Source organism: Serratia sp. LACPHL-BACT-2024-00286 (assembly GCF_043109535.1).
Classification (GTDB): domain Bacteria; phylum Pseudomonadota; class Gammaproteobacteria; order Enterobacterales; family Enterobacteriaceae; genus Serratia; species Serratia sarumanii.
Map to the genome: position 1 here is coordinate 290829 of NZ_JBICNA010000004.1, position 17094 is coordinate 307922.

A 17094-nucleotide genomic window follows, 5' to 3' on the forward strand; every position below is an offset into this window, starting at 1 on the left:
CTTTTTCTTAGTGTAAACATAAATGGCGGACTAACTCAGTGAGCGCTCGCAAAGTTGGCAACTGAGCAAAATAAAACGGGAGGCCAAGGCCTCCCGTTAAACAGTTGCGCAATATAGCGGCTTACACGGCGGTTTGGAAGATCACGCCGTCGGCTTTTTCGGTGTACTGCCCCAGCTGGTCAAAGTTCAGGTAGCGGTAGGTATCCGCCGCCGTCTTGTCGACCTGCGCCATATAGGTCTGGTACTCGTCCGGCGTCGGCAGGCGGCCCAGCAGGGACGCAACCGCAGCCAGTTCGGCAGACGCCAGATAGACGTTGGCACCGGTACCCAGACGGTTCGGGAAGTTACGGGTCGAAGTGGAAACCACCGTCGCACCGTCCGCCACGCGCGCCTGGTTGCCCATGCACAGCGAGCAGCCCGGGATCTCGATACGCGCGCCGCTTTTGCCGAAGACGCTGTAGTAGCCTTCTTCGGTCAGCTGAGCCGCGTCCATCTTGGTTGGCGGCGCCACCCACAAGCGGGTCGGCAGCTGGCCCTTATGCTGATCCAGCAGCTTGCCGGCCGCGCGGAAGTGGCCGATGTTGGTCATGCAAGACCCGATGAACACTTCATCGATTTTGCTGTTGGCCACGTCGGACAGCAGGCGTGCATCGTCAGGATCGTTCGGCGCGCACAGGATCGGCTCCTTGATCTCGTTCAGATCGATGTCGATCACCGCCGCGTATTCCGCATCCGCATCGCCTTCCAGCAGCTGCGGATCCGCCAGCCATTTTTCCATGCCCTGAATACGGCGCTCAAGCGTACGGCGGTCGCCGTAACCTTCGGAGATCATCCACTTCAGCAGCACGATGTTGGAGTTCAGGTACTCTTCGATCGGCGCCTTGTCCAGCTTGATGGTACAACCGGCGGCGGAACGTTCGGCGGACGCATCGGTCAGCTCAAACGCCTGCTCGACCTTCAGATCCGGCAGGCCTTCGATCTCCAGGATGCGGCCGGAGAAGATGTTTTTCTTGCCCTTCTTCTCGACGGTCAGCAAGCCTTGCTGGATCGCGTAGTAAGGGATAGCGTGCACCAGATCGCGCAGGGTGATGCCCGGCTGCATTTTGCCTTTGAAGCGCACCAGCACCGACTCAGGCATATCCAGCGGCATTACGCCGGTCGCGGCGGCAAACGCCACCAGGCCGGAACCGGCCGGGAAGGAGATGCCGATCGGGAAGCGGGTGTGGGAATCGCCGCCGGTGCCGACGGTGTCAGGCAGCAGCATGCGGTTCAGCCAGGAGTGGATCACGCCGTCGCCCGGACGCAGCGAGACGCCGCCGCGGTTCATGATAAAGTCAGGCAGCGTGTGGTGCGTGGTCACGTCGACCGGTTTCGGGTACGCGGCGGTGTGGCAGAATGACTGCATGACCAGATCGGCGGAGAAGCCGAGGCAGGCCAGGTCTTTCAGCTCATCGCGGGTCATCGGGCCGGTGGTGTCCTGAGAACCGACGGAGGTCATCTTCGGTTCGCAGTATTCGCCAGGGCGAATGCCGGCGACGCCGCAGGCGCGGCCGACCATTTTCTGCGCCAGCGAGAAGCCTTTGCTGCTGGCGGCGACCGGCTTGGCGATACGGAACACATCACTGTGCGGCAGTCCCAGCGCTTCGCGCGCCTTGGTGGTCAGGCCACGGCCGATGATCAGCGGGATACGGCCGCCGGCGCGCACTTCATCCAGCAGCACGTCGGTTTTCAGCTCGAAGTTGGCGATCAGCGCGCCGGTTTCGTGGTTGCGCACTTCACCTTTGTATGGGTAAACGTCGATCACGTCGCCCATGTTCAGCTCGGACACGTCCACTTCGATCGGCAAGGCGCCGGCATCTTCCATGGTGTTGAAGAAGATAGGCGCAATCTTGCCGCCCAGCACCACGCCGCCGCCGCGCTTGTTCGGCACGTGCGGGATGTCGTCGCCCATAAACCACAGCACGGAGTTGGTGGCGGATTTACGGGAAGAACCGGTGCCGACCACGTCGCCGACGTAGGCCAGCGGGAAGCCTTTTTTGTTCAGCAGCTCGATCTGTTTGATCGGGCCGACGCTGCCCGGCTGATCCGGCACGATGCCTTCACGTTCGTTTTTCAGCATCGCCAGCGCGTGCAGCGGGATGTCCGGGCGCGACCAGGCGTCCGGCGCCGGAGAAAGGTCATCGGTGTTGGTTTCGCCGGTGACTTTGAACACGGTGACGGTGATCTTTTCCGCCAGCTCAGGGCGCGACAGGTACCATTCGGCGTCGGCCCAGGACTGCATGATCTGCTTGGCGTGCGGGTTACCGGCCTTGGCCTTCTCTTCCACGTCGTAGAAGTTGTCGAACATCAGCAGCGTGTGGGACAGCGCTTTCGCGGCGATAGGCGCCAGCGTTTCGTTATCCAGCGCTTCGATCAGCGGGTGAATGTTATAGCCGCCCTGCATGGTGCCTAACAGTTCAATGGCTTTCTCGGGGGTAACCAGGGGGGATGTCGCTTCACCTTTGGCGATGGCCGCCAGGAAACCTGCTTTGACGTAGGCGGCTTCGTCGACGCCCGGTGGAACACGGTTAATCAGCAGGTCTAACAGGAATTCTTCTTCGCCTTTTGGCGGATTCTTCAGTAGTTCGACCAGCGCGGCCATTTGGGTGGCGTCTAGCGGCTTAGGGGCGATGCCCTCAGCAGCACGCTCGGCTACGTGCTTACGGTATTCTTCTAGCACGACGTTCTCCTCGCTCTCATTGTCATTTATTGTGCCTGGCGTATATGCAAACCGGGTTTATACCCTTGGGGTTTCACTCTGTGGCTAGGCGATCGGCCCGTAAAGGCCCCGAAACGGTGATTGGGGCAAACAGACACGGTCAAACAGCGTTACAGCATGAAAGACTGATGGGTAGAGCGCACGGCGATATTGATGCCATCTATCCTGACGGGGCACTGCTGTCGATGTCCTGGACTGTAAGGTACAGTGCCCGGTTCCGCTCAGCCAGCATATCAGGATTTGAAACGGTTGTTAATTCGTTCACATAAAAGCAACATTAAATCTTTGCTGAATCGTTGAGCGCAGCGTAATCGGCTGCCGGACTAGCAGGGCATTATATCCATATAATTAGAATGGATATAAGCAGGGGGATCGGAATTTGGCGCAGCGGCCACAAAAAAACCGCTTTCTGTGTTTGAGCAAAAAAAACGGCTCCTTGTCAGGAGCCGCTTGTTAACCGGTCAAACCAGCAGAATTACTTCTTCTTGGCTTTCGGGTTAGGCAGGTCGGTGATGCTGCCTTCGTAGATCTCCGCCGCCAGGCCCACGGACTCGTGCAGGGTCGGGTGAGCGTGGATGGTCAGCGCGATGTCTTCCGCGTCGCAGCCCATCTCGATAGCCAGACCGATTTCACCCAGCAGTTCGCCGCCGTTGGTGCCGACAATCGCGCCACCGATGATGCGGTGAGTTTCTTTGTCGAAGATCAGTTTGGTCATGCCGTCTGCACAGTCGGAAGCGATCGCACGGCCGGAAGCCGCCCACGGGAAGGTGGAGGTTTCGTAGCTGATACCTTTCTCTTTCGCTTCTTTCTCGGTCAGACCCACCCATGCCACTTCCGGCTCGGTGTAAGCGATGGATGGGATCACTTTCGGATCGAAGTAGTGCTTCATGCCGGCGATAACTTCTGCGGCAACGTGGCCTTCGTGCACGCCTTTGTGCGCCAGCATCGGCTGACCGACGATGTCGCCGATAGCGAAGATGTGCGGCACGTTGGTGCGCAGCTGTTTGTCGACGTTGATGAAGCCACGCTCGTCAACTTCAACACCGGCTTTGCCGGCATCCAGCAGTTTGCCGTTCGGCACGCGGCCGATCGCCACCAGCACCGCGTCGTAACGCTGTGGTTCTGCCGGCGCTTTTTTACCTTCCATCGTGACGTAGATGCCGTCTTCTTTGGCTTCTACCGCGGTCACTTTGGTTTCCAGCATCAGGTTGAACTGCTTGCTGATACGTTTGGTGAAGACTTTCACCACGTCTTTATCTGCCGCCGGGATAACCTGATCGAACATCTCAACGACGTCGATCTGTGAACCCAGCGCATGGTATACGGTGCCCATTTCCAGGCCGATGATGCCGCCGCCCATAACCAGCAGACGCTCTGGGACGGTTTTCAGCTCCAGCGCATCGGTGGAATCCCACACGCGTGGATCTTCATGAGGAATGAATGGCAGTTGGATCGGACGAGAACCTGCAGCGATGATGGCGTTGTCGAAGTTGATGGTGGTTGGGCCGTTTTCGCCTTCAACAACCAGGGTGTTAGCGCCGGTGAACTTGCCCAGGCCGTTGACCACTTTCACTTTACGGCCTTTCGCCATGCCAGCCAGACCGCCGGTCAGCTGAGTGATGACTTTTTCTTTCCAGACGCGCACTTTGTCGATGTCGGTTTTCGGCTCGCCGAAAACGATGCCGTGTTCGGCCAACGCTTTGGCTTCTTCGATCACTTTGGCAACGTGCAGCAGTGCTTTGGAAGGGATACATCCCACGTTCAGGCAAACCCCGCCCAGAGTGGAATAACGTTCAACCAGAACGGTTTCAAGACCTAAGTCAGCGCAACGAAAGGCTGCAGAGTAACCTGCCGGGCCCGCCCCAAGTACCACGACCTGAGTTTTAATTTCAGTACTCATCATGACCTCTTAATTGATTGTCCGGCGGGTCAGACGTCATTTTTATTGCTAATCGATCTCATAACGCCCTTCATCCACCGGGACGCTTACACCGCGAGCAGTTTACAGAATTGTTAATAATCTGCAAAGCGTGTTCGAGTGACCCGTGTCTCAACAATTTTGTCGAGTTATGCAAAATCCGACAAAACTGCTACAGAATCGTCAGGGGCGCAGCATGCTGCGCCCCTTTTGCATTACATCACCAGACGGCGAATGTCGGACAACATGTTGTTGATGATGGTGATGAAGCGCGCACCATCGGCACCGTCGATAACGCGGTGGTCGAAGGACAGCGACATCGGCATCATCAGGCGCGGCATGAACTCTTTACCGTTCCAGACCGGCTCCATCGCAGACTTGGAGACGCCCAGGATAGCCACTTCCGGCGCGTTGACGATCGGCGCGAAGTGGGTCGTCCCGATGCCGCCCAGGCTGGAGATGGTGAAGCAGCCGCCCTGCATCTCGCCCGCGGTCAGCTTGCCGTCGCGCGCTTTCTTGGAGATGGCCATCAGTTCGCGAGACAGCTCGGTGATGCTCTTCTTGTTCACGTCCTTGAACACCGGAACCACCAGGCCGTTCGGGGTATCTACCGCCACGCCGATGTTGATGTATTTCTTCAGCGTCAGCTTCTGACCGTCTTCGGACAGCGAGCTGTTGAAGCGCGGCATCTGCTCCAGAGCGGCAGCAACGGCTTTCATGATGAACACGACAGGCGTGAACTTCACGTCCAGCTTGCGCTTGGCCGCTTCTTCATTCTGCTGTTTGCGGAACGCTTCCAGATCGGTGATGTCGGTTTTGTCGAAGTGAGTCACGTGCGGGATCATCACCCAGTTGCGGCTCAGGTTCGCGCCAGAGATCTTCTGGATGCGGCCCATTTCGACTTCTTCGATCTCGCCGAACTTGCTGAAGTCCACTTTCGGCCATGGCAGCATGCCTGGCAGACCGCCGCCGGCAGCGGCCGGGGCCGCTTCAGCGCGTTTCACCGCGTCTTTCACGTAAGCCTGAACGTCTTCGCGCAGGATGCGGCCTTTACGACCGGTGCCTTTCACTTTCGCCAGGTTAACGCCGAATTCACGCGCCAGACGACGAATGACCGGGGTCGCGTGCACGTATGCCGCGTTCTCGGCGAACTCGCCTTTGTCGTCAGCTTTCGCAGCCGGAGCGGCGGCTTTCGCGGCGGCCGGCGCCGGCGCAGCTTCCGCTTTAGCGGCTGGAACGGCGGCAGCGGCAGGCGCAGCGCCTTCCACTTCGAACACCATGATCAGGGAGCCGGTTTTCACTTTGTCGCCGGTCGCGATCTTGATCTCTTTCACGGTACCCGCGAACGGTGCAGGCACTTCCATGGAGGCCTTGTCGCCTTCCACGGTGATCAGAGACTGCTCGGCGGCAACCTTGTCGCCCACCTTAACCATCACTTCGGTCACTTCGACTTCGTCGCCGCCAATATCCGGCACGGCGACGTCTTTGGCCGCAGAGGCCGCAGGCGCTGCAGCGGCAGCCGGTGCTTCAGCCGTAGCCGGGGCCGCAGCGGAAGCGGCGCCGGCCACTTCGAACACCATGATCAGGGAACCGGTTTTCACTTTGTCGCCGGTCGCGATCTTGATCTCTTTCACGGTACCCGCGAACGGCGCAGGGACTTCCATGGAAGCCTTGTCGCCTTCCACGGTGATCAGGGACTGCTCGGCTTCCACCTTGTCGCCCACTTTCACCAGGATCTCGGTCACTTCGACTTCGTCGGCGCCGATGTCCGGCACGGCAACGTCTTTGGCCGCAGCGGCGGCCGGGGCAGCTGCTGCTGCCGCCGGTTTTTCTTCCGCTTTCGCCGCCGGTGCAGCTTCCGCTGCGCCTGCCGCTTCGAAGATCATGATCAGTTTGCCGGTTTCGGTTTTATCGCCGACCGCCACTTTGATCTCTTTCACCACGCCCGCCTGCGGGGATGGCACTTCCATGGAAGCCTTGTCGCCTTCCACGGTGATCAGCGATTGTTCCGCTTCAACTTTATCGCCGACCTTCACCAGAATCTCGGTGATTTCGACTTCATCTGCACCGATGTCCGGTACGTTGATTTCGATAGACATTATTCAGTACCTCTTAGGCCAGACGCGGGTTAACTTTTTCCGGGTTGATGTCGAATTTCTTGATTGCATCGGCAACCACAGAAGCTTCGATCTCACCGCGTTTAGCCAGTTCACCCAGAGCAGCAACCACCACGTAGGATGCATCGACTTCGAAGTGGTGACGCAGGTTTTCGCGGCTGTCCGAACGACCGAAGCCGTCGGTGCCCAGTACGCGATAGTCGCTGGCCGGCACATAAGTACGAACCTGTTCGGCGAACAGTTTCATGTAGTCGGTAGAAGCTACCGCCGGCGCGTCGCTCATCACCTGAGCGATGTAAGGCACGCGTGGCGTTTCGGTTGGGTGCAGCATGTTCCAGCGCTCGCAGTCCTGGCCGTCGCGCGCCAGCTCGGTGAACGAGGTCACGCTGTAGGTGTCGGAACCCACGCCGTAGTCCTTCGCCAGGATCTGCGCAGCTTCGCGCACGTGGCGCAGGATGGCGCCGGAGCCCAGCAGCTGTACCTTGCCTTTGCTGCCTTCCAGCGTTTCCAGCTTGTAGATACCCTTGCGGATACCTTCTTCCGCACCCTGCGGCATCGCAGGCATGTGGTAGTTTTCGTTCAGCGTGGTCAGGTAGTAGTACACGTTTTCCGGGTTGTCGCCATACATGCGCACCAGACCGTCGTGCATGATCACCGCTACTTCGTACGCGTAAGCCGGATCGTAAGAGATGCAGTTAGGGATGGTCAGAGACTGAATGTGGCTGTGGCCATCTTCGTGCTGCAGACCTTCGCCGTTCAGGGTAGTACGGCCCGAGGTCCCGCCGATCAGGAAGCCGCGCGCCTGTTGGTCGCCCGCTGCCCAGCACAGGTCGCCGATACGTTGGAAACCGAACATCGAGTAGTAGATGTAGAACGGAATCATCGGCAGATCGTTGGTGCTGTAGGAAGTCGCTGCGGCCAGCCAGGAAGAGGCTGCGCCCAGTTCGTTGATGCCTTCCTGCAGGATTTGGCCTTTCTCGTCTTCTTTGTAGTAAGCAACCTGTTCACGGTCCTGCGGGGTGTACTGCTGGCCGTTCGGGCTGTAGATACCGATCTGACGGAACAGACCTTCCATACCGAAGGTACGCGCTTCGTCGGCGATGATTGGCACCAGGCGATCTTTGATCGACTTGTTCTTCAGCATCACGTTCAGGGCACGCACGAAGGCGATAGTGGTGGAGATCTCTTTGTTCTGCTCTTCCAGCAGCGAGCTGAAATCTTCCAGCGCCGGCATTTCCAGTTTCTGGGTGAACTCCGGCAGACGCGTCGGCACGTAGCCTTTCAGCGCCTGGCGACGTTCGTGCAGGTATTTGTACTCTTCGGAATCTTTCTCGAAGGTGATGTACGGCAGTTTTTCGATGTCAGCATCGGCAACCGGCACGTTGAAACGATCGCGGAAGTGGTGAACCCCTTCCATGTTCATTTTCTTCACCTGGTGAGCGATGTTTTTACCTTCCGCGGTTTCACCCATGCCGTAACCTTTGATGGTGTGGGCCAGGATAACGGTCGGTTTGCCTTTGGTGTCCTGCGCTTTTTTCAGTGCAGCGAAGATTTTCTTCGGATCGTGACCACCACGGTTCAGCGCCCAGATTTCGTCGTCGGTCATGTCTTTGACCAGCGCCGCGGTTTCCGGGTAACGGCCGAAGAAGTGCTCGCGCACGTAAGCGCCGTCTTTGGATTTGAAGGTCTGGTAGTCGCCGTCCAGGGTCTCGTTCATCAGCTGAACCAGTTTACCGCTGGTGTCTTTACGCAGCAGTTCGTCCCAACGGCCGCCCCAGATCACTTTCAGCACCTGCCAGCCTGCGCCGGAGAAGATGCCTTCCAGTTCGTTGATGATCTTGCCGTTGCCGGTGACCGGGCCGTCCAAGCGCTGCAGGTTGCAGTTGATGACGAACACCAGGTTGTCCAGCTTCTCGCGGGTCGCGATGGTGATGGCGCCTTTGGATTCCGGCTCATCCATCTCGCCGTCGCCCAGGAAGGCGTAAACGGTCTGCTCAGAGGTGTCTTTCAGGCCGCGGTGTTCCAGGTATTTCAGGAACTTCGCCTGATAGATGGCGCTGATTGGGCCCAAGCCCATGGAAACGGTCGGGAACTGCCAGAATTCCGGCATCAGCTTAGGATGCGGGTAAGAGGACAGGCCGTTGCCGTGCACTTCCTGACGGAAGTTGTTCATTTGTTCTTCGGTCAGGCGGCCTTCAAGGAAGGCACGCGCGTAAACGCCCGGAGAGATGTGGCCCTGGAAGTACACCAGGTCGCCGCCGTCTTTCTCGTTGCGTGCGCGGAAGAAGTGGTTAAAGCAGACTTCATAGAAGGTCGCGGAAGACTGGAAGGAAGCCATGTGGCCGCCCAGCTCCAGGTCTTTTTTGGATGCGCGAAGAACGGTCATGATCGCGTTCCAACGGATCGCTGAGCGAATGCGGCGTTCCAGATCCAGGTTGCCTGGGTAGGCCGGTTCGTCTTCTACCGCGATGGTGTTGACGTAGTTGTGCGCTGCAGCACCGGCCGCAACGTTAACGCCGCCTTTGCGGGCTTCTCCCAATACCTGATCAATCAGAAACTGAGCTCGCTCAACACCCTCTTCACGGATGACCGATTCGATCGCCTGCAGCCAGTCGCGGGTTTCGATCGGATCCACGTCATTGTTTAAACGTTCTGACATGGTGGTATTCCTTATCTGTCTAATGGTTTGTTTGGAGCCTGTCTTCCTGTGCTCTGTGCAAAAACACACGAAGACAGGCCCATCAGTTTAGTTGCCGCTTAAGTACTTAACTAAGTACCTCGAACTTAACCCCCGCAGGCTGGTGTACCCTGAAGAGGACAGCTCTTAATCCTTGCGTTGCTGGAGACGCCGTAGCGATCTCTCGCGCCGAGTATGCTCCCGGCTGAGATCCAGCAAGATTTCCTCGATAAACGCCAAGTGGCGATGCGAGGCTTCACGGGCCTTTTCCGGCTCGCGTGCCACAATCGCCTCAAAAATTCCGGCGCGGTGGCTGCTCACTTTTGCCAACATCTCACGGCGCGAGTAGAGCAATTCAAAGTTCTGACGCACGTTCTGTTCCAGCATCGGCCCCATGCAGCGTAGCAGGTGAAGTAACACAACGTTGTGGGCAGCTTCGGTCACGGCGATTTGATACTGCATGACCGCATCGGCTTCGGCGTCGAGATCGCCGCTGTCTTGAGCCTGTTGAATCACGATGTGGCAGTCGCGGATGCGCGCCAGATCTTCATCGGTGCCGCGCAGCGCCGCGTAATAGGCGGCAATGCCTTCCAGCGCGTGACGGGTTTCCAGCAGATCGAACTGTGATTCGGGATGGTCGGCCAGCAGCTCGGCCAGCGGATCGCTGAAGCTCTGCCACAGATTAGTTTGCACGAAGGTGCCGCCGCCCTGACGACGCAGGAGCAGCCCTTTCGCTTCCAGGCGCTGAATGGCCTCTCTCAGAGAAGGACGGGAGACATCAAATTGTTTCGCCAGCTCGCGCTCCGGAGGCAGTTTTTCGCCTGGGCGCAGTGTCCCCTCGAGGATCAGATATTCGAGCTGTTGCTCGATAACATCTGACAACTTGGGTTGGCGGATTTTGCTGTAGGCCATGAGTGAATTCTTCTCTGCGAATGGCGCGGAGTCAATTGGTAATACCAATTTCAAAAACGTGACGGTAAAGTAACAAAGTATTCACCTCCTGTCCATACGGGCCTTGATCGAAATCAGGTTACCCGCACATTTTAACACCCCGCTGAAAACCCCGCTGCAAACCGGTAACGCCGTGATGGTATTACCATTTACGCGCCGGGTTGGGGATTTAACTTTTACCAAACCTTACGCAAGGAAGAGTGCAAACTTTTTGCCCAAGTTTTATTGCATGGTTATGACGCTTTAATGAATGGCTATTTGGCGAGCAGCGCCACGGTGATTCGTTCATTATTTGAACGCGCGCCGCCGCTCGGATCTACGTTATTTTTGCGCATTATGTGATTTGTTGCTTATTTCATGCACTGAATCCCTCCCGCCGTCACACAACCCGCATTTTGTTTCCTAAACTGCTGCAATCTTAATCACTCACACGACAAAGCAGGTGCAAACCGACGCACATAACATTATTCTCTGCCAAACGGTAGCGGCGCCGTGGAATTAATAGCTATAACGCCGTAAATAAAACAAAACACACATCGTAACCACTGCTTTACAGGCAGGTGGGCATTCACAACGACAGAGGGTTTGATTGATGGATGGTCAACAGCATGGTGACCAGCTGAAACGCGGCCTGAAAAACCGCCATATTCAGCTCATCGCCTTAGGTGGCGCAATCGGCACCGGGTTATTTCTCGGTATCGCTCAAACAATAAAAATGGCCGGCCCGTCAGTGCTTCTCGGCTACGCCATCGGCGGCTTCATCGCGTTTCTGATCATGCGCCAGCTGGGGGAGATGGTGGTGGAAGAGCCGGTTGCCGGTTCCTTCAGCCACTTCGCCTACAAATACTGGGGCAACTTCGCCGGCTTCGCCTCCGGCTGGAACTACTGGGTGCTGTATGTCCTGGTGGCGATGGCGGAGCTGACCGCGGTCGGCATCTACGTGCAGTACTGGTGGCCGGAGATCCCCACCTGGGTTTCCGCCGCGGTATTCTTTCTGGCGATCAACGCCATCAACCTGGCCAACGTCAAAGTTTACGGCGAGATGGAGTTCTGGTTCGCCATCATCAAGGTGGTGGCGATTATCGGCATGATCGTGTTCGGCGCCTACCTGCTGTTCAGCGGCATGGGCGGCCCGGAGGCCACCGTCACCAATCTGTGGGCGCAGGGCGGGTTCTTCCCGAACGGCGTCATGGGCCTGGTGATGGCGATGGCGGTGATCATGTTCTCCTTCGGCGGCCTCGAGCTGGTCGGCATCACCGCCGCCGAAGCCGACGACCCGCAAAAGAGCATTCCGAAAGCCACCAATCAGGTGATCTACCGCATCCTGATCTTCTATATCGGTTCGCTGGCCATTCTGCTGTCGCTGTACCCTTGGGGCAAAGTGGTCGAAGGCGGCAGCCCGTTCGTGCTGATCTTCCACGCGCTGAACAGCAACCTGGTGGCTACCGTGCTGAACATCGTGGTGCTTACCGCCGCGCTGTCGGTGTACAACAGCTGCGTCTACTGTAACAGCCGCATGCTGTATGGCCTGGCGCAGCAGGGCAACGGCCCGAAAAGCCTGTTGAAGGTCGACGGCCGCGGTGTGCCGGTGGTGGCCATCGGCATTTCCGCCCTCGCCACCGCGCTGTGCGTGCTGATTAACTACCTGATCCCGGGCCGCGCTTTCGAACTGTTGATGGCGTTGGTGGTATCGGCGCTGGTGATCAACTGGGCGATGATCAGCCTGGCGCACCTGAAGTTCCGCGCCGCCAAAAACCGCGAAGGCGTGGTGCCGAAGTTCAAAGCGTTCTGGTACCCGTTCAGCAACTACCTGTGCCTGCTGTTCATGGCCGGCATCCTGGTGATCATGTACCTGACGCCGGGCATTCAAATCTCGGTGCTGCTGATCCCGGTGTGGGTGGCGATCCTGGCCGTCGGTTACGCCATCAAACAGCGCAGCCAACGCGTCGACGGCGTCACCAGCCGTTGAACCCCGTGACCGCGCAATAAAATGGCCCGCTGATGCGGGCCATTTTTTTCGCCTGAACGCCGCTTATTTGCGCAGCGCTTTCACCTGTTCGGCGGTGATGTCCGCCGGCAAGCCGCCCCAGGTCACGCGCAGATAATTCACCAGCTCCGCCACGTCGGCATCGCTCAGCCGTTCGCCGAAGCCCGGCATGCTCTGCATGCTTTCGCCGTTCGGGAACTGCTGAGCCGGCAGGCCGTCCAGCACCGACACGATCAGGTTCTTGCCGTCCACCTGGCGCAGCGTGGCGTTATCGCGCATCGCCGGTGCGACGTGCGGTTTGCCCTCGCCTTCGCGGGCGTGGCAGCCGGCGCACTGATCCAGATAGGCCATGCGCCCGGCATCACTGCCCTGGCCCATTTTCACCGGCACCGCCGCCGGCGGCTGCTCGCCCATCAGATACAGCGCCAGCGCCTGATGGTCTTCCGGCGTTAAATGCCGGGTGCTGAGATCCACCACCATGTGCATCTCGCTGAAGGCGGAACCCTGCGGCGCGAGGCCGGTGCTGAGGAAGCGGCTGACGTCCTGCGGCGTCCAGCCGCGCTGCGCCAGGCCGTGCGGCGTAATGTCCGGCGCCATGAAGCGGCCGAGATCGCCGCCCTGCATCGGCTTGGCGAGATCCATCTGCCCCAGCGCGCCGCGCGGCGTGTGGCATTCGCCACAGTGGCCCAGCACGTCGGCCAGATAGCGGCCGCGCTGCCATTGCGGCGAGCTGCCCTGCGAACTGGCCGGCAGCGGATCCTGGCTGCGGAACAGCAGGTTCCAGCCGATCAGCGCCATGCGCTGGTTGAACGGGAACGGCATCTCGTTGGCCGGAATGGCCACGTCCACCGCCGGGCGCGTCATCAGGTAAGCGTAGATGTCGTCGGCATCCTGACGCGACATGCCCTTGTACGAGGTATAAGGCATCGCCGGGTACAGGTGCCGCCCGCCCGGCGCCACGCCCTGCGTCAGCGCCAGGAAGAAGTCGTCCTTGGTCCAGCGCCCGATGCCGTGGTCGGCCGACGGCGTCAGATTGCTGCCGTAAATCGTGCCGAACGGCGTTTCCAGCGGATAGCCGCCGGCCAACGGCGCCCCGCCGCTGGCGGTATGACAGGCGGCGCAGTCGGCGGCCTGCGCCAGATAGCGGCCGCGGGCGATCTGTTCGGCGCCGGCGGTCACCTGCTGCACCGGGCCGTCGTAACGGCGGTTTTCCCGCCACCACAGCAGCGCAATCACCACGATCGCCACCAGCACAATCAATACTGCGAGACGTTTTTTCATTGCGCCGTCTCCTTCAGCAGGCCCGGCGTTTTCAGCACCACGTCGCGCACCGCTTCGTAGTAACGCACGTAGCCGGTGCAGCGGCAGATGTGGCTGTCCAACGCCTGCTCGATGGCGCTTTCCAGCTGCTCGCGAGCGATAGGTTCACGCTTGAGCTTTTCCACGAAAATGGTGGCGGCATTGACGAAGCCCGGCGTGCAATAGCCGCACTGGAAGCTGTAGTGCTCCAGAAACGCCTGCTGGATCGGCGACAGTTCAACCACCTCGCCCTGCTCGTCCACCCTGGCGTGGCCTTCGACGGTACGCACTTTCTTGCCGTTGAAGAAATGCGCGCCGGTGATGCAGGTGCGCACCTCTTCGCTGGTGCCGCTCGGGTGATCGACGATTGCCACGCAGGCGTGGCAAATGCCCTGCCCGCAGCCGAGGCGCGAGCCGGTCAGGTCAAGGTATTCGTGCAGGAAATCGATCATCATCAGGCCTTCCGGCACCTCGATTGGGCCGTACTGCTTCTGGTTGATGGTCAGGGAGATCGGCTGGGTTTTAATGCTCATTGTAATACCTCACGAATATTTTCTGCACGAACGGGCAAATCACGGAAACGGTGGCCGGTGGCGTCGGCGATGGCGTTGACCAGCGCGGCCACAATCGGGATCATCACCACCTCCGCCATGCCTTTCGGCGGATCGGTTTCCGACAGCGCCGGCAGGATGTCGCCACTCTGCTTCCACACCGCCACGTCGCTGGCGCGAGGCAGGTGGTAACGGTTGAAGTTCCAGGTGCCGTTGCCCGGCCCGTCTTCATACAGCGGTAAATATTCGTGCAGCGCATGGCCGATCCCCATCGCCAGACCGCCCTGCAGCTGGCCGGAAACCAGTTCCGGCACGATCAGGTTGCCGCACTCCATGATCGAATGGTGATTCAGCAATTCCACCTGGCCGGTGGCGATATCCACCGCCACTTCCGCCAGCGTGCCAACGGCGCTGTAGTAGGTGACCGCCGCATTGTTACGCTGGGTTGGCGGGTAGTAGACCTGCCCACGCGCCAGCGGTTTGAATTCGCCGCCGGCGTTGCGCAGCGCCATGCCGTCGATCGGCAAGCGCTCGCTTTTGCCGTTCAGCGTGAAATCGGCCTCCGCCCACTGCCAGCGATTGAAGACGTGCACCGCCGCGCCGGTGACGCCGCCCATCTGATAGGCCGTCTTGGCCAGCAGCTCGAGGCTCAGCACCGACATGCCCGCCGCCGTCAGGCCGCCTTCGACCCAACGCGCATCTTCACGCCGCACCACCAGCGGCGCCGCCTGGCCGCCGCCGATGCCGGCCTGCCACAGCGCCATCGCCGCCGGCCAGACGCCGTGATCGAAGATCAGGCGCGCCGCTTCGCGGGTGCTGTGCGAGAAGTAATAGGCCGAGTTGCTGGCGCTGGACGGCGAACAGTAGCTCGGCGTCCAGTTAGGGTTGGTTTGCAGCTTGTCCTGCTCCTCCTGCGACATCAGGTAGGGATCGCCGCTGGTGACCATCGGCAGCACCGACCAGTCGGTGACCGAGAAATGCGCTTCGTCGGCCGGTTTGCCCAGCCACTGCGCGCACAATACCGACTGCGAGGTCGACATGCCGGTGCCCATCTCCGCGCCGCTGTGATGCAGCGTGATGCGGCCGTCTTCGCTCAGCTCCACCCGGGCGAACGAGGTTTCCGCCCCGGTGCCGAAGTCTTTCTGCACGCAGCCGAAGCCAACGCCATAGCGCTTGCCGGGATGGCGGCTCTCAAACTCGGCCTTGCGTTCAGCGCGCTTGAGCCACATCTCATGCTTCGCCGCCTTCTCCAGCACTTCATCGGCGCGGATCGCACCGGCCGGGATCGCCCCCTGGGTGTTTTTCATGCCGGATTTCAGCACGTTGCGCAGGCGGAACTCGATCGGGTCGATCTTCAGCTCGGCGGCCAGCTCATCCACCATCATCTCGGTGGCGGCCATGCTCTGCAGCGTGCCGTAACCGCGCGCCGAGCCGGCGTCGATGGCGCGTGAGGCCAGCCCGACCGACGACAGATCGCTTTTCGGGAAGTAGTAAATCGACTGGGCGGCGGTCGCGCCGACCATCACCACCGAAGGGGTAAAGTTGCTGCGGCCGCCGCCGTCCGCGGTCATGTCGCCGAGGAACGACTGCATGACGCCGGTCTGCTTATTCACCGCGATGCGGTAATTCATGTCGAACGCGTGGCGCTTCAGCGCCGTCTGGAACTGCTCGAAGCGATCGTTGGCCAGGCGCACCGGGTGGCCGTCGCCGTACATCGCCGCCACCGCGCCGTAATACGGGAAGTTGTAGTGATCTTTCGAGCCGTAGCCCACGGTGTAGCATGGGTGCAGGATCAGCTGTTTCACCGGCGGGTTGCGCTTGGCCAGCATGCGCGGCATCTCGTCGGCCACTTCCTGCGGCGACTGGGTCGGCACCACCAGATGCAGCGTTTGCGTCTCGGCATCGAACCAGCCGTTGGCGTTGTCCGGCTCCAGCGCCGAGGTGTCGATCGACTGCGTGGTGTAGCGGCGCGACATCACCAGCCAATCGGCCGGCGGATTGGCCATCTCGTCGGCGATCAGGCCCGCATAGCGCATGCCTTCCTGATCCAGCTTGCCGCCCTCGCGCCCTTCCGGCCACTCCGGCAGGTGTTTTTTCATCGACACCGGGAAGATCGGCGTGTCCTTCAGGCTGGAGAAGCGATCGTCGTCGAACGGTTGATCGCCCCCCACCCGCACATAGCGGAAGCTGCCCCAGGGATCGCGCTCCAGCGGGCCGGTGACCGCGCCGTATTTGATGGTTTCCTCACGGAATTTCAGCTTGTCCTTGGCGAAGCGGAAACGGGCGAAGTCGTGATAGATCAGTATCGCCACCGCCTGGCCGAGATAGGCCGGGGTTTTGCCGCTCGGCAGCAGCATGTCGTCGCCGTAGAACGCCGGGAAGGCCAGGCCGTCGCGCGCCAGATCTTCCGCCGTCACCAGGCGATCCGGCTGCAGGTCGTCCCCCAGCAGCGACAGATCGACGCCCTCGAACAGCCGGTCGGCTTTAGTGACGCGAAGAATGAAGGCGTGCGCCTGTTTCTGCGGCCAGTGCGGCATGTCCACCGCGCGGATGTCGCGCGCGAACACCTTCTGCCCCATGACCTTGGCGCGGCCATCGATACGGAAACGGACGCGTTTGGTCTGCGGATCCCAGTTGGGTGACTGGAGGATTTTTTGCTCGAACAGCGCGGCGTAGGCGCGGCTGTACAGGGGCGCGAGGTACACGGACACCCCCGCAATCACGGCGCCTTTGATAAAGCGGCGCCGCGACGGGTTGAAATTGCTCATAAATAAGTCCTTCACGTCTTTCTTGTAATTGGTTTTTGTTCGCGGTGTTGTTGCGCAAACGCTGACGA

9 protein-coding genes are annotated in these 17094 nt (G+C 59.9%); 1 reads left to right on the plus strand and 8 read right to left on the minus strand.

Annotated features, from left to right (window positions below):
- Nucleotides 1-121: 121 nt before the first annotated feature.
- From acnB to pdhR, 5 genes are all read right to left on the minus strand, one after another.
- On the minus strand, nucleotides 122-2719 hold the full coding sequence (gene acnB / locus ACF8MC_RS14015) for a bifunctional aconitate hydratase 2/2-methylisocitrate dehydratase (RefSeq protein WP_033635927.1): 2598 nt from the start codon (nucleotides 2717-2719) through the stop codon (nucleotides 122-124).
- 514 nt (nucleotides 2720-3233) lie between these two features.
- On the minus strand, nucleotides 3234-4658 hold the full coding sequence (gene lpdA / locus ACF8MC_RS14020) for a dihydrolipoyl dehydrogenase (protein ID WP_004937500.1): 1425 nt from the start codon (nucleotides 4656-4658) through the stop codon (nucleotides 3234-3236).
- A gap of 233 nt (nucleotides 4659-4891) precedes the next feature.
- On the minus strand, nucleotides 4892-6775 hold the full coding sequence (gene aceF, locus ACF8MC_RS14025; RefSeq protein ID WP_164105250.1) for a pyruvate dehydrogenase complex dihydrolipoyllysine-residue acetyltransferase: 1884 nt from the start codon (nucleotides 6773-6775) through the stop codon (nucleotides 4892-4894).
- Between the two features lie 13 nt (nucleotides 6776-6788).
- Entirely contained in the window at nucleotides 6789-9452 is a 2664-nt protein-coding gene (aceE, locus tag ACF8MC_RS14030) for a pyruvate dehydrogenase (acetyl-transferring), homodimeric type (RefSeq protein WP_004937495.1), read from the minus strand.
- 165 nt (nucleotides 9453-9617) lie between these two features.
- Nucleotides 9618-10382, minus strand: a complete 765-nt coding sequence (pdhR, locus tag ACF8MC_RS14035; protein ID WP_004937490.1) for a pyruvate dehydrogenase complex transcriptional repressor PdhR — start codon at nucleotides 10380-10382, stop codon at nucleotides 9618-9620.
- A 631-nt stretch (nucleotides 10383-11013) separates the two neighbouring features.
- On the opposite strand from pdhR, the gene ACF8MC_RS14040 reads away from it, so the two are divergent.
- Nucleotides 11014-12390, plus strand: a complete 1377-nt coding sequence (locus ACF8MC_RS14040) for an amino acid permease (RefSeq protein WP_033635929.1) — start codon at nucleotides 11014-11016, stop codon at nucleotides 12388-12390.
- Nucleotides 12391-12453: 63 nt separating this feature from the next.
- Here the strand turns inward: ACF8MC_RS14040 and ACF8MC_RS14045 are convergent, their stop codons facing one another.
- The 3 genes from ACF8MC_RS14045 to ACF8MC_RS14055 are packed head-to-tail and all read right to left on the minus strand — an operon-like array spanning nucleotide 12454 to nucleotide 17026.
- Nucleotides 12454-13689 (minus strand): cytochrome c, encoded by a 1236-nt coding sequence (locus ACF8MC_RS14045; RefSeq protein ID WP_164105249.1) that lies wholly within the window; start codon nucleotides 13687-13689, stop codon nucleotides 12454-12456.
- Entirely contained in the window at nucleotides 13686-14240 is a 555-nt protein-coding gene (locus ACF8MC_RS14050; RefSeq protein WP_033635931.1) for a (2Fe-2S)-binding protein, read from the minus strand. The genes ACF8MC_RS14045 and ACF8MC_RS14050 overlap by 4 nt, the downstream gene beginning before the upstream one ends.
- Entirely contained in the window at nucleotides 14237-17026 is a 2790-nt protein-coding gene (locus tag ACF8MC_RS14055; protein ID WP_164105248.1) for a xanthine dehydrogenase family protein molybdopterin-binding subunit, read from the minus strand. Before ACF8MC_RS14055 ends, ACF8MC_RS14050 begins: the two co-directional genes overlap by 4 nt.
- Between the last annotated feature and the right edge of the window lie 68 nt (nucleotides 17027-17094).

Excerpts from the sequence above, each read along its gene's own strand:
- ACF8MC_RS14055 (WP_164105248.1), bottom strand. The coding sequence starts at position 17,026 with ATGAGCAATTTCAACCCGTCGCGGCGCCGCTTTATCAAAGGCGCCGTG.
- pdhR (WP_004937490.1), bottom strand. The coding sequence starts at position 10,382 with ATGGCCTACAGCAAAATCCGCCAACCCAAGTTGTCAGATGTTATCGAG.
- ACF8MC_RS14045 (WP_164105249.1), bottom strand. The coding sequence starts at position 13,689 with ATGAAAAAACGTCTCGCAGTATTGATTGTGCTGGTGGCGATCGTGGTG.
- aceF (WP_164105250.1), bottom strand. The coding sequence starts at position 6,775 with ATGTCTATCGAAATCAACGTACCGGACATCGGTGCAGATGAAGTCGAA.
- lpdA (WP_004937500.1), bottom strand. The coding sequence starts at position 4,658 with ATGAGTACTGAAATTAAAACTCAGGTCGTGGTACTTGGGGCGGGCCCG.
- ACF8MC_RS14050 (WP_033635931.1), bottom strand. The coding sequence starts at position 14,240 with ATGAGCATTAAAACCCAGCCGATCTCCCTGACCATCAACCAGAAGCAG.
- ACF8MC_RS14040 (WP_033635929.1), top strand. The coding sequence starts at position 11,014 with ATGGATGGTCAACAGCATGGTGACCAGCTGAAACGCGGCCTGAAAAAC.
- aceE (WP_004937495.1), bottom strand. The coding sequence starts at position 9,452 with ATGTCAGAACGTTTAAACAATGACGTGGATCCGATCGAAACCCGCGAC.